11 protein-coding genes are annotated in these 13889 nt (G+C 61.9%); 7 read left to right on the top strand and 4 right to left on the bottom strand.

Annotation, left to right across the window (positions count from 1 at the left end):
• Positions 1 to 125: 125 nt before the first annotated feature.
• Both VCK47_RS11090 and araD read right to left on the bottom strand, forming a co-directional pair.
• Positions 126 to 1034 carry a Gfo/Idh/MocA family oxidoreductase gene (locus tag VCK47_RS11090; RefSeq protein ID WP_322891157.1) on the bottom strand — a complete coding sequence of 303 codons (909 nt, stop codon included), beginning with the start codon at positions 1032 to 1034 and terminating at the stop codon, positions 126 to 128.
• A complete protein-coding gene (araD, locus tag VCK47_RS11085; protein ID WP_322891156.1) occupies positions 1034 to 2791 on the bottom strand; it encodes an L-arabinonate dehydratase in 1758 nt (585 codons plus the stop codon). Before araD ends, VCK47_RS11090 begins: the two co-directional genes overlap by 1 nt.
• Positions 2792 to 3094: 303 nt before the next feature.
• On the opposite strand from araD, the gene acs reads away from it, so the two are divergent.
• From acs to VCK47_RS11050, 7 genes are all read left to right on the top strand, one after another.
• Entirely contained in the window at positions 3095 to 5059 is a 1965-nt protein-coding gene (acs, locus tag VCK47_RS11080; protein ID WP_322891155.1) for an acetate--CoA ligase, read from the top strand.
• Positions 5056 to 5742, top strand: coding sequence for an adenylate kinase (locus VCK47_RS11075; RefSeq protein ID WP_322891154.1), 687 nt, complete (start codon positions 5056 to 5058; stop codon positions 5740 to 5742). Before acs ends, VCK47_RS11075 begins: the two co-directional genes overlap by 4 nt.
• Positions 5743 to 5809: 67 nt before the next feature.
• Entirely contained in the window at positions 5810 to 6070 is a 261-nt protein-coding gene (locus tag VCK47_RS11070) for a DUF4212 domain-containing protein (protein ID WP_322891153.1), read from the top strand.
• A gap of 19 nt (positions 6071 to 6089) precedes the next feature.
• On the top strand, positions 6090 to 7907 hold the full coding sequence (locus VCK47_RS11065; RefSeq protein WP_322891152.1) for a sodium:solute symporter family protein: 1818 nt from the start codon (positions 6090 to 6092) through the stop codon (positions 7905 to 7907).
• 89 nt (positions 7908 to 7996) lie between these two features.
• On the top strand, positions 7997 to 9832 hold the full coding sequence (locus VCK47_RS11060) for a DUF294 nucleotidyltransferase-like domain-containing protein (RefSeq protein ID WP_322891151.1): 1836 nt from the start codon (positions 7997 to 7999) through the stop codon (positions 9830 to 9832).
• A 26-nt stretch (positions 9833 to 9858) separates the two neighbouring features.
• Positions 9859 to 10383, top strand: a complete 525-nt coding sequence (locus VCK47_RS11055; RefSeq protein WP_322891150.1) for a hypothetical protein — start codon at positions 9859 to 9861, stop codon at positions 10381 to 10383.
• The gene (locus tag VCK47_RS11050; protein ID WP_322891149.1) at positions 10383 to 11792 is read left to right on the top strand and encodes an exonuclease domain-containing protein; all 1410 of its coding nucleotides are present in this window, start codon (positions 10383 to 10385) and stop codon (positions 11790 to 11792) included. The genes VCK47_RS11055 and VCK47_RS11050 overlap by 1 nt, the downstream gene beginning before the upstream one ends.
• Here the strand turns inward: VCK47_RS11050 and VCK47_RS11045 are convergent.
• Positions 11789 to 12562 (bottom strand): 3-keto-5-aminohexanoate cleavage protein, encoded by a 774-nt coding sequence (locus VCK47_RS11045; RefSeq protein ID WP_322891148.1) that lies wholly within the window; start codon positions 12560 to 12562, stop codon positions 11789 to 11791. The two genes, VCK47_RS11050 and VCK47_RS11045, sit on opposite strands and share 4 nt — an antisense overlap.
• Positions 12559 to 13887, bottom strand: coding sequence for an aspartate aminotransferase family protein (locus tag VCK47_RS11040; RefSeq protein ID WP_322891147.1), 1329 nt, complete (start codon positions 13885 to 13887; stop codon positions 12559 to 12561). The genes VCK47_RS11045 and VCK47_RS11040 overlap by 4 nt, the downstream gene beginning before the upstream one ends.
• Between the last annotated feature and the right edge of the window lie 2 nt (positions 13888 to 13889).

The following is a 13889-nucleotide window of genomic DNA, read 5'->3' as shown; positions in this document are numbered from 1 at the left end:
CAGCAGCCTGCCACAGTTTTATTTTTTATCAAATGGTAAATTTTTGGCAGTTTGTGAACACGCAGACGCCCCTCCGGGGCGGCCTCCGGCGGGGATATTTTTACTCTGAAGATGCAGGGGTTTGGTCAGAAATCGAAAGCGTCGACCACATGCCGTTTGCCCAATGTCAGCGCATCCGCGACATGGATCATCGGGGTGATATCGACCTCTGACGCCGCTGTTTTCACCAGTTCCGCCATCCGGTCATAAAGGGCGGGATATTCACGGTCGGCGCCAGATTCGACGTCTTTCCCATCAATCACAAGCCGCGCACCGCCGTCGTGCAAGGCCAGCGTGCCTTTGTCGGTCTGCACCACGATATCCCAGCTTTGCGGGCCGGTTTGCCGCCAGTCGAAGCTGCCGGTGACATTGCCTGTCCATGTCAGTTCGGCGGCAATCGGCGTGTCGCGGTTGGCGGGGAAATAAAGATCGGCCTGGCGCAGGTGCACGGGCTGCGGCAGGATCTCTGTCATGATCGACAGCGCATTGCTGCCCGGATCGAACACGCCCATGCCGCCCGGTGCGAACACCCAGTCCTGCCCCGGATGCCAGCGGCGCACGTCTTCTTTCCAGGTGATATGGGCGGCGGTGATGGTCTTGTCCGCAAGCCACGCCTTGGCGGGGGCGACACCTTTGGCCATCCGGCTGTGCCATGTGGTATAGAGCGTCACACCCGCATCCTGCGCCATGGCAGCCAGTGCCTGCACCTCGGCCAAGGTGGCGCCGGGGGGTTTTTCCAGCATCACATGGCGGCCTGCGGCGATGGCGGCGGCGGCGTAATCATAGCGCGGGACCGGCGGCAGGCAGAGCGAGACGGTGTCGATGTCAGGCCGTTCCGACAGCATCTGCGCAAAATCGGTAAAGGCGGGCACGCCGTCCACCGACCCCGCGCGGCTGACCGTCGCCGCAAGCACCCAATCGGGGCTGGCGGCGATGGCGGGCACGTGCTGGTCAACGGCGATCTTGCCGATGCCCACAAGGCAGATGGCGCGCATCAATGCGCTTCCTTGCCCACAGCGTTGCCGCGATGGCCGACGAGGAAATCGAAATCGGCCCCCGTATCAGCCCCCATCACGCGGTCATGATAGAGCATCGCGTAACCACTGGCCGGACGCGGGTTGGCCCCCGATTTTTCCGCCGACCAAGCGGCCAGACGCGCCTGCAATTCGGCATCCGTGATATCCAGATGCAGGCGACGACCGGCGACATCGAGTTCAATCATATCGCCGTTCTGCACAACAGCCAGTGGGCCGCCCATCGCTGCCTCGGGCGAGGTGTGCAGCACCACGGTGCCGAATGCCGTGCCGGACATGCGCGCATCCGAGATGCGCACCATATCGGTGATCCCTTTTTTCAGGATTTTGGGCGGCAGGCCCATATTACCGACCTCGGCCATGCCGGGATAGCCGCGCGGGCCGCAGTTTTTCAGGACCATCACACAGGTTTCGTCGATATCGAGATCCTCGTCGTTGATGCGGGCCTTGTAGTCGTCGATATCCTCGAACACCACGGCACGCCCGCGATGCTGCATCAGGGTTGCGGTCGCCGCAGAGGGTTTCAGCACCGCGCCACCGGGGGCCAAGTTGCCGCGCAGCACAGCGATGCCGCCCGAGGCCGTCAGCGCCTTTTCGACAGGCAGGATCACATCCTCGTTCCAGTTGCGCACATCCTTGACCTCGTCCCAGATGGTCCCGCCCGAGACGGTCAGCGCGTCCTTGTTCAGCAGCCCCGCCTCGCCCAGACGTTTGATGACGACGGGCAGGCCGCCCGCATAGAAGAATTCCTCCATCAGGTATTTGCCCGATGGCATCAGGTTCACGATCGTCGGCACGTCGCGGCCCAACCTGTCCCAATCGTCCAGCGTCAGGGTCACGTCCTTCGTGCGCCCTGCCATGGCAAGGATATGGATCACTGCATTGGTTGACCCACCAATCGCGGCATTGGTGCGGATCGCATTTTCGAACGCGGCCTTGGTCATGATGTCGGACGGTTTCAGATCGTCCTTGACCATCTGCACGATGCGCCGACCCGTCAAATGCGCCATCACGCGGCGGCGGCTGTCCACAGCGGGAATCGCGGCATTGCCGGACAGGGCCATACCCAACGCCTCGGCCATAGATGCCATCGTGCTGGCTGTGCCCATGGTGTTGCAGGACCCCGGCGAGCGGGACATGGATGCCTCGGCCTCCACGAATTCCTCGGCGGTCATTTCACCTGCGCGCACCGCTTCGGAAAATTTCCACAGATGTGTGCCGGACCCGACCCTTTCGCCGCGGAAATGGCCGTTCAACATCGGCCCGCCAGACACGACGATCGCGGGCAGGTCGACAGAGGCAGCGCCCATCAGCAGCGCGGGCGTGGTCTTGTCGCAGCCCGCCAGCAGCACGACGCCGTCGATACATTTGCCGCGCAGCGCCTCTTCCACATCCATGGCGCAAAGGTTGCGATACATCATTGCCGTCGGGCGCAAGGTGCTTTCCGACGGGCTGAAGACAGGAAATTCCACCGGAAACCCGCCCGCTTCATAGACGCCGAATTTTACCCGCTCGGCCAGATCGCGCAGATGCGCGTTGCAGGGGGTCAGTTCGGACCATGTGTTGCAGATGCCGATCACGGGACGGCCATCCAGCAGGTCGGCGGGCAGGCCCTGATTTTTCATCCACGACCGATGATAGATCGCATCTTTCGACGACCCTCCGAACCATTCCTGCGACCGCAGTTTGCGTGGCCATGGGGCGGGTGTGAATGTCATGATGAGGTCCTCTAGGAATGTTCGCGCTACCATTATCGCGGGCGCTGGGGAAATCCAAGCGGCAGCCGCGTTGCGAGGCTGACAAAGTGCCGCGCCCCACCGCAGCGGATTTACACAATCCTGCGTTGAATTTACAAGAAATCACCTGATCTGTAAAATCGTTGACAACAGAAGAGTTCAATTTTCTTATCTTATTTGAAACTTCTGGCAATCTGGTAACCTGATGTTGGAGGAGATGGTTGCACGTTCACGGATGTGGCGCGCGCCATCGGCTGAAAAGCCGGGATGACGAACGGAGGATCCATGTCAAGTACAGCTCACGCCGACGGTCGGTTTGCGCCTTCTGCGGCCTTTGCCGCTAAGGCGCATGTCACAGCAGATCAGTATCAGGCGATGTATGATGCATCGATCAGGGACCCTGAAAGTTTCTGGGCCGAACATGGCAAAAGAATCGACTGGATCAAGCCCTTCACAAAGGTCAAAAGCACCAGCTTTGCACCGGGCAAGATCGACATCAAATGGTTCGAGGACGGCACGCTAAACGTCAGCGCCAACTGCATCGACCGCCATCTGGAAACACGTGGCGACCAGACCGCGATCATCTGGGAACCTGATGATCCAAAGGATGCCGCCCAGCACATCACTTATAAGGAATTGCACCGCCGCACCTGCCGGATGGCCAATATTCTGGAAACCATGGGCGTGCGCCGCGGCGACCGTGTGGTGATCTATCTGCCGATGATCCCCGAGGCTGCCTATGCCATGCTGGCCTGTGCGCGGATTGGCGCGGTCCATTCCATCGTTTTCGCGGGCTTCTCGCCTGATGCTTTGGGTGCGCGGATCAACGGGTGCGACGCCAAGGTCGTGATCACTGCCGATCATGCGCCGCGCGGCGGGCGGTCCACGCCGCTGAAATCCAACACCGATGCCGCCCTGCTGCATTGCAAGGACAGCGTGAAATGTCTGGTGGTCCGCCGCACCGGCGGGCAGACCACCTGGGCCGAGGGCCGCGACTACGACTATAACGAAATGACGATGGAGGCCGACGATTACTGCGCCCCCGTCGAGATGGACGCCGAGGACCCGCTGTTCATTCTTTACACATCCGGCTCTACCGGCCAGCCCAAGGGTGTGGTGCACACATCTGGCGGCTATCTGGCCTATGCCGCGATGACGCATCAATACACGTTCGATTACCATGACGGCGACATCTTCTGGTGTACCGCCGATGTGGGCTGGGTGACCGGCCACAGCTATATCGTCTATGGACCGCTGGCCAATGGCGCGACCACGATCATGTTCGAAGGCGTGCCGACCTATCCCGATGCGGGCCGGTTCTGGGAAGTCTGCCAGAAACACAAGGTCAACCAGTTCTACACCGCGCCTACAGCGCTGCGTGCGCTGATGGCGCATGGCAACGGACCGGTGGAAAAATACGACCTGTCCAGCATCAAAGTGCTGGGCACCGTGGGCGAGCCGATCAACCCCGAAGCGTGGAACTGGTACAACGACGTCATCGGCAAGGGCAAATGCCCCATTGTCGATACATGGTGGCAGACCGAAACCGGCGGCCATCTGCTGACGCCGCTGCCCGGTGCCATCGCGACCAAGCCCGGATCGGCCACGCTGCCGTTCTTTGGCGTGCAGCCCGTGATCCTTGACCCGCAGACCGGCGAGGAAATCACGACAACCGCCGCCGAAGGTGTCTTGTGCATCAAGGACAGCTGGCCGGGCCAGATGCGCACGGTTTACGGCGACCATGACCGGTTCGAGAAAACCTATTTCTCGGACTACAAGAACTACTATTTCACCGGTGATGGCTGCCGCCGCGACGAGGATGGCTATTACTGGATCACCGGCCGCGTTGATGACGTGATCAACGTATCCGGTCACCGCATGGGCACGGCCGAGGTCGAAAGCGCGCTGGTCGCGCATGTCGATGTCGCCGAGGCCGCTGTTGTGGGCTATCCGCATCCGATCAAGGGGCAAGGCATCTATGCCTATGTCACGCTGATGAACGGGATCGAACCGACCGAGGATCTGCGCAAGGATCTTGTGAAATGGGTCCGGTCCGAAATCGGGCCGATCGCCAGCCCCGACCTGATCCAATGGGCACCCGGCCTGCCGAAAACACGCTCGGGCAAGATCATGCGCCGCATCCTGCGCAAGATCGCCGAAAACGACCATACGACATTGGGCGATATCTCGACGTTGGCTGATCCTTCCGTGGTCGATCACCTGATCGAACACCGGATGAACAAGGCATGAGCGGCGCCGAGACCATGACACGCCCCGCTGTCCTGATCCTTCTGGGGCCTCCGGGTGCGGGCAAGGGCACGCAGGCACGGATGTTGCAGGACCGGTTCGGACTGGTGCAACTGTCCACCGGCGATCTGTTGCGCGCGGCGGTGGCTGCTGGCACCGATGCCGGACTTGCCGCCAAGGCGGTGATGACGGCGGGCGGTCTGGTCAGCGATGAAATCGTGCTGGCCATTCTCAAGGATAGGCTGGGTGCCCCCGATACGGCGCAGGGCGTGATCCTTGACGGTTTCCCGCGCACCACCGTGCAGGCAGAGGCGCTTGATACGCTGCTGGCCGAAACCGGCCAGCGGATCAATGCGGTTGTCTCGCTCGAGGTGGATGACGCCGAAATGGTCGCCCGCGTGGCAGGGCGCTATACCTGTGGCGGTTGTGGCGAAGGCTATCACGACAGCTACAAGCAGCCGGCAATTGCGGGGACCTGCGACAAATGCGGCAGCACCAACATGGTCCGCCGCGCCGATGACAATGCCGTCGCCATGCAGGAACGGCTGTCGGCCTATCACGCGCAAACCGCGCCACTGATTACTTATTACGAGAAACAAGGCACGCTGCAACGGATCGACGCCATGGGCGAGATCGGGCAGATCGCCGAAGAGCTGGGCGCGATCGTCAAACAGGCGGTCGCGTAACAGGGAGGGGAAGAAGGCCGGGACACGCCCGCGCCTTCGACGAAGTGTAACAAGGGAGGATGCCGAAATGGCAGAGGAACCAAAAAACAACAACGCCTACTGGGCCGCGAATGTGCGGATCATTCTGATTAGTCTTGCCATCTGGGCAATAGTCTCTTTCGGCTTCGGCATCATCTTTCGGCCAGCGCTGATGGGTATCTCGGTCGGCGGCGCCGATCTGGGGTTCTGGTTTGCGCAGCAAGGCTCGATCCTGACATTCCTGGTGCTGATTTTCTTCTACGCCTGGCGGATGAACAAACTCGACGCTGAACACGGCGTCGAGGAATAAGATCGAGGGACAGGGACAAATGGATCAGTATACACTCAACCTGCTGGTGGTCGGCGCGACTTTCGCGCTTTACATCGGCATCGCGGTCTGGGCCCGTGCGGGCACGACCTCGGAATTCTATGCAGCCGGACAGGGTGTTCCCCCCGTCATGAACGGCATGGCGACGGCGGCAGACTGGATGTCGGCGGCGTCGTTCATTTCGATGGCAGGGATCATCGCGCTTGCTCCTGCAGGCGGCTACACCCAGTCATCGTTCCTGATGGGCTGGACCGGCGGCTATGTGCTTCTGGCGCTGTTGCTTGCACCTTACCTGCGCAAGTTCGGCAAATTCACCGTGCCCGAATTCGTCGGTGACCGGTTCTATTCCAAAGGTGCGCGGCTTGTCGCCGTGGTCTGTCTGATCGTCATCTCGGTGACTTACGTGATCGGCCAGATGCGCGGTGTGGGCGTGACCTTCGCGCGCTTCCTCGAAGTGTCGACGGATACCGGCCTTTACATCGGTGCGGCGATCGTTTTCGCCTATGCGGTGTTCGGCGGGATGAAGGGCATCACCTATACGCAGGTGGCGCAGTATTGCGTTCTGATCGTAGCTTACACGATCCCCGCGATCTTCATCTCCTTGCAGATCACAGGCAACTTCCTGCCGCCACTGGGCCTGCTGGGGTCCTATGCACCAACGGGAGGCGATATAGCGTTCCTTGCCAAACTTGATCAGGTCGTGGTCGAGCTTGGGTTCACGCAATATACGTCGCATACGACATCGACACTGAACATGGTGTTGTTCACGATGTCGCTGATGATCGGCACCGCCGGTCTGCCACACGTCATCATCCGCTTCTTCACCGTGCCAAAGGTGGCCGACGCACGTTGGTCGGCTGGTTGGGCGCTGGTTTTCATCGCACTGCTTTACACCGTGGCACCTGCCGTGGGGTCGATGGCGCGTTTGAACCTGACGACAACATTCTGGCCGAACGCCGTGGAAGGCAATGCGCTGGATGGCGACGCGATCTCGGTCGAAGAGATCAACACCAATCCGGAACTGTCCTGGATCAACACCTGGGTCAACACCGGGCTACTGGCCTTTGAAGACAAGAACAACGACGGCCTGATCCAGTACTACAACGAAAACAACCCAGGCATGCAGGCCATCGCAGCCGAACGTGGCTGGGCCGGCAACGAACTGACACGCATCGACAACGACATGATGGTTCTGGCAAACCCAGAGATCGCAAAGCTTCCGGGCTGGGTGATCGCACTGGTGGCGGCAGGCGGTCTGGCGGCGGCTTTGTCAACGGCAGCAGGTCTGTTGCTGGCGATCTCGTCCGCGGTGTCGCATGACGTGATCAAAGGCGCGATCAACCCGAATATCAGCGAAAAAGGCGAACTGCTGGCCGCGCGGATTTCGATGGGCTTTGCGATCGTGCTGGCGACCTGGCTGGGTCTGAACCCTCCGGGCTTTGCGGCTCAGGTGGTGGCGCTGGCCTTCGGTCTGGCTGCGGCGACGATCTTCCCTGTGCTCATGATGGGGATCTTCTCCAAGCGTGTGAACAAGGAAGGCGCAATCGTCGGCATGCTGGTGGGTCTGATCTCGACGTCGGTCTACATCTTCCTGTACCTGGGCTGGTTCTTCATCCCCGGCACGGCGACGTTTGAAAACGTTCAGGCCAACTGGCTGTTCGGTATCTCTCCATTGTCCTTCGGGACGATCGGCGCGATCCTGAACTTCGGGTCTGCCTATCTTGTGTCGGCGGTGACAAAAGCACCACCACGCGAGATTCAGGAACTGGTTGAATCGATCCGCGTGCCTAAAGGCGCCGGTGCGGCAACCGGTCACTAAGACCACAGGGCGGGCAGTTCGCAAGGACTGCCCGCTTTCACTTTTCACACGTCCGCGGGCCCGCGAATGGCCGGACGAGGATACATCAGATGCCCCGATCCATGCTTGATCTGCGCCGGTTTCTTTTGTCGATCCACCCCTATGACAGTTTGCCGGATGCCGATTTCCAGCGTGTTTTGACGCAATTCGTCCGCGTGCCGATGACGCAGAACGCGGTGATCTATGCCTTCGGCTCCCCCTGCGAGGGGCTTTATGTCATCCTTGACGGCGAGGTCGAGATCACGACCGAAGCGGGAGAGATCGTCTCGCATCTTGGAAGCCGCAATTCCTTTGGCGAACGCGGGCTGATGCGCGACGGCAAGACCGGCACCAACGCCCGCGCGCTCAGCGACGGGGAACTGCTGTTGCTGCCCGCCGATGCCTTTCACGACCTGATCGCCGCCAATGCAGGCGCGCACCGCTTTTTCACCCGAGGCCGCACCCGCGAAGCCGCGGATGCCACCCGCCCCGCCACGCTGACCGAAACCCGCGTTGACCAGTTGATGGCCAGCAATCCGGTCACCTGCGGCACGGCTGACACAATCACGCAGGCCGCGAAACTGATGCGCCAGCACCGCATTTCCTGCCTGCCGGTCATGCAGGACAACCGGCTGGCGGGCATCGTCACGCTGCATGATATCAACAACCGTGTCGTGGCCGAAGGGCTGGATACAGCGCTGCCGGTCAGCCGCATCATGACCGCCGATCCCGACACCCTGCCGCCATCGGCCATCGGCTCTGATGTGTTGCATATGATGATGGAACGGCGGTTCGGGCATGTGCCGGTCGTCGATCAGGGCAAGCTGGTGGGGATCGTCACGCAGACAAACCTGACGCGGTTTCAGGCCACGAACTCTGCGTCGCTGGTGCGCGATGTCGTGCGCGCCACAACGCCCGAAGGCATGGCCGCCGTCACCGCGCGCATCCCGCAATTGCTGGTGCAACTGGTGGGCGCGGGCAACCGGCACGAAACCGTCACCCGCCTGATCACCGATATCGCCGATGCGGTGACCCGCCGCCTGCTGGCTCAGGCCGAGGAAAAGCTTGGCCCGCCGCCGGTGCCCTATCTTTGGCTTGCTTGCGGGTCGCAGGGCCGTCAGGAACAGACCGGCATTTCCGATCAGGACAATTGCCTGATGCTGGACGACCGCGTGACCGATGCCGACATGCCCTATTTCGCAGAACTCGCCAAATTCGTCAGCGACGGGTTGGATCAGGCGGGTTATTTCTATTGCCCTGGCGACATGATGGCGACCAATCCGCGCTGGTGCCAGCCCATGCGCGTCTGGCGCAGCTATTTCCGCCGCTGGATCGACAGTCCCAGCACCGAGGCTCAGATGCTGGCGTCTGTGATGTTCGATCTGCGCCCGATCGGCGGCACGAAGTCCCTGTTCGAGGATTTGCACCAAGAGACAATGGAACTGGCCGCACGCAATTCGATCTTTGTTGCGCATATGGTGTCCAATTCGCTGAAACACACTCCGCCGCTGGGGTTGCTGCGCGGCTTTGCGACAGTGCGCAGCGGCGAACACAAGAACCATATCGACATGAAGATGAACGGGGTGATCCCTGTGGTCGATCTGGGGCGGATCTATGCGCTGCGCGGGCAGCTTGACAGCGTCAACACCCGCGCGCGGATCGCCAGCGCGCATGGGTCGGGACAGATCAGTCAGGCGGGCGGGCGCGATCTGCTGGACGCCTATGACCTGATCGCGCAGACCCGTCTGGATCATCAGGCGACCCTGATCCGCGCTGGCGCCAAGCCTGATAACTTCATGCAGCCCAACGTGCTGTCCGAATTCGAACGCAGCCATCTGCGTGATGCCTTTGTCGTGGTGCGCACGATGCAATCGGCCATTACACAAGGGCGTGGCGTCATCGGCTGACGCACCAACAACCAAAGGACCCAAGAATGTATGTCGATATCATCACCATCGTCGTTGCGGGCTTTGCCGCGGCAGGCGTTGCGCTGATCCTCAACCGCCTGACAGGGCGGCGTCTGCCGCGCTGGATCATCCCCGCCTTTGCCGGTGCCGGCATGATCGCAATGAGCCTGAGCAACGAATACCGCTGGTATCCGCGCACGCTCACGCTGCTGCCCGACGGCTACGAAGTGATCTCGACTGTGGATTTTTCCGCGCCGTTCAGCCCATGGACCTATCTGGTGCCCTATGTGAACCGCTTTGCCGCGGTGAATGTTGCCGGAGTCCAGCGCAATGCGAATGTCCCCGACATGCGGCTGACCGATGTTGTGTTTTTCGAACGCTGGCAACCGGTGCAGTTCCGCACCGCGCTGTTTGACTGCGCGCAAGGGCGGACCGCCCTGCTGGAAGACAACGCCGTTTTCAATGATGACGGCACGGTCCGCGTGTCCCGCTGGGACCAGACCGGGCTTGACGATCCGGCAACAGCGCTGATCTGCGAAGGAGCGGCATGATGTTCGACCGGCTTCGCCCACGCCAGCGTACGCTCGCCCTGTTCGCCCTGCTCGCAGCTTGCTGCATCGGGGCGGTGGCGGGTGCGCTGATGATGGCCGAAGCGCGGCTTGACCATACCGACCCCAGATCGGTGCTGATCAGCGCGGGGTTGTTGGCGGGTTTCACGATCCTTGGTATCTGCGCGCTGGCATGGTTCATCGTCGATGATATGGTCGCACGCCCGATGGAACGGCTGGCAGCAGCGATGCAGACCCATGCCGCGACAGCGATGGACCGTGGCATCGACGCTGCAATGGCGCGGCATCTGGGGGATGTGGCGCAAGGCGCGGCGGCACTGTCTGCACGCCTTGCCTCTGCGCGCGCCGAGGCGGATGCCAATCTGGCGCGTTATACCAGCAAGCTTGCCACCGAACGCGAACATCTTACACAAATCCTGTCGGCGATCCCTGCGGCCGTTTTGATGGTCAGCCCCGACCACCGGATCGCGCTTTACGATGGCCATGCCGCGCTGATGCTGGACGACCAGCACCATCTGGGACTGGGGCAAAAGATCTTCGACTATTTTGACGAAACCTACCTGCGCGCCGCCCTCACAAACCTTGCCCGCAGCGGACGCGCGACGCTGGACCAGCAAATTGCCACTGCCGACGGCGCACGCCTGCTGGATGTCAGCTTGCACAACCTCGGGCGCGACCAAGGCTACATGCTCAGCTTTCCGGTCCCGCGCGAGGCAAGCCCCGCACGCCCCGTCGTGTTCGATTTCGCGATGACCACCCGGACCGAGACCCGCGATATTCAGGATGTGCCGCTGCGCGATCTGACCTATGTGGTCTTTGATACCGAAACCACGGGCTTTCTGCCCAACAAGGACGAGGTCGTCCAGATCGGCGCGCTGCGTGTCGTAAATGGCCAACAGGCCCCGGGCGAGGTGCTCGATATCCTCGTCAATCCCGGCCGCCCTATCCCCGCGACCTCGACCGCCGTGCACCGCATCACCGACTCCATGGTGAAAGATGCACCCGACATGGTGCAGGCGGGGCGCAGGTTTCACAGCTTTGCGCGCGACGCTGTACTGGTCGCGCACAACGCGCCTTTTGATCTGTCGTTCTTTCACCGTTACGCGCCCAAGATTGGGGTGAAATTCGATCATCCGGTGCTGGACACAGTCCTATTGTCCGCCGTGCTGTTCGGGATCACCGAAGGGCATACGCTGGACGAACTGGCCACACGGCTGGGGATCGAATTGCTGGACGAGCACCGGCACACCGCGATCGGTGATGCCATCGCAACACGCGACATATTCCTCCGGATGGTCCCGATGCTGGAAGCGCGCGGCCTGACCACCTTTGGTGCGGTCGTCAACGAAATCCGCAAGCACAAGCGCCTGTTGCCGGACATGAACAGCTAGCGGATCGCCCCGACCAGTTCGGCAACGCGCATGGCATTGTCATCGGCGATACGCCCGTCAGCCATGTGCAGGTTGTTCTCGAACCCGACCCTGAGCTTGCCGCCAAGCGCCTGCGCGGCGATCAGACAAGCGGTTTCCCCTTGTCCAAAGGCGCAAATCGCCCAGTCGGGCACCAGCGCCGCATCCTTAGCCGCTAACAGGAAAGGTGTCAGATCCTCCGGCCTGCTGACCTGGCCCGGCGTATAGCGGCCCAGAACATACAAAACGCTCAGATTTTCGGGCGGGATCGTGCCGCCAGCGATTTCAACCGCCAACTGCCGCACCTGCGCGGGATCATAGAGGATGTGCTGCACCGCGACACCCGCCTCGGCCAGAGCAAGATAGCACCGCCGTGCAGCGGCGCGGTCGCCATCGGCCAGCATTTCGACCAGTGCAATCGACACACCTTCCGGCGTGATCCGGCGCAGCAAGGCGCGCTGATCGGCGGGGGAAAAGATGCCTGCTGCCTCGGTCGTGATCTGCACAGGCATATCCGGCACGGCCTGCGCCATTTCCGCGATCAGTTCGGCGTAAAGCCCTGCATCCAGCACATGCGCCCCATCCGCGTCGCGCACATGGGCGTGCAGGGCGCAAGCCCCGGCCGCATGGCAGGCGCGGGCTGTATCCACGGTTTCGGCAATCGTGACAGGCAGGGCCGCATGATCCGCCTTGCCACGGCGCGCGCCGTTGGGCGCAACCATGATCTGCGGCAAAGGCAACAGGCGCGTCATGCGGCCAGTGCGCTGTCGATGGCCTGCCCCAGCTTGTCGGTCAATTCGCCGATCTGGTCGTCGCTGATGATGAATGGCGGGGCGAGCAGGATGTGATCGCCCCGCTGTCCGTCAATCGTGCCACCCATCGGATAGCAGATCAGCCCCGCCTCCATCGCCGCTGCCTTGATCTTGGCGTGCAGTTTGCGGGCGGGGTCGAACACCGCCTTGGTTTCACGGTCCGCGACCAGTTCCAGCCCGCGAAACAGCCCGCGCCCGCGGATATCGCCGATATGCGGATGCTGGCCGAACCGCGCGCGCAAGGCGGCATCCAGCGTCTCGCCCGCTTCCTGCACACGTGGCAGCAACCCACGGTCACGGATCGCACGCAGCACGGCACCGGCACCGGCGGCGGCCATGGCGTGACCCATATAGGTATGGCCATGCTGGAAAAACCCCGACCCGGTGGCGATGGCATCGTATATCTTGCCCGTGCAGATCAGCGCGCCGATGGGCTGGTAACCGGCACCCAAGCCCTTGGCCACGGTAATCATGTCAGGCGCGACGCCATCCTCGGCACAGGCGTAAAGATGACCGGTCCGGCCCATGCCGCACATCACCTCGTCCAGAATAAGCAGCACGCCATGGCGGTCGCAGATCTCGCGGATACGCTTCAGATACCCCGGCACGGCAGGCACAGCACCCATCGTGGCACCCACAACAGGCTCGGCAACAAAGGCCATCACCGTTTCAGGGCCAAGACGCTGGATTTCCGCCTCAAGCTCATCCGCGACACGCAGACCGTAAGCCTCGGGCGTTTCCCCGTCCTGCCGGTCGCGGTATTCATAACACGGCGCGATATGGCTGGTGTCCGCCAGCAAAGGCGCGAACTGCGCGCGCCGCCATGCATTGCCACCCGCCGCCAGAGCGCCCAGCGTATTGCCGTGATAGCTTTGCCGCCGTGCGATGACACGGTGGCGCTGCGGCTGGCCGGTTTCCATGAAATACTGGCGGGCAAGCTTGATCGCCGCTTCCACCGCCTCTGACCCGCCGGAAACGAGGTAGACGCGGTCCAACCCTTCGGGCGCGTCGGCGATCAGCAGGTCGGCAAGGTCCTCGGCGACATCTGTTGTGAAAAATCCGGTATGGGCAAAGGCGATCTTGTCCAACTGGTCATGCAACGCCGCGCGCACATCCGCGTCCGAATGGCCTAGGCAGGACACGGCCGCGCCCCCCGATCCGTCCAGATAGCGTTTACCGTCCGCGTCGATGATATAGCAACCGTCCCCCGCGACTGCCTGCGCAAGCTGGCCTTTGGTGGCGCGACCGAAAACGTGGTGGGACAAGG

Origin of the sequence: Yoonia sp. 72 (genome assembly GCF_034652275.1) — a bacterium.
Classification (GTDB): domain Bacteria; phylum Pseudomonadota; class Alphaproteobacteria; order Rhodobacterales; family Rhodobacteraceae; genus Yoonia.
Note: the sequence above shows the minus strand (reverse complement) of the source record. Positions and strands in the feature narration are given on the sequence as shown.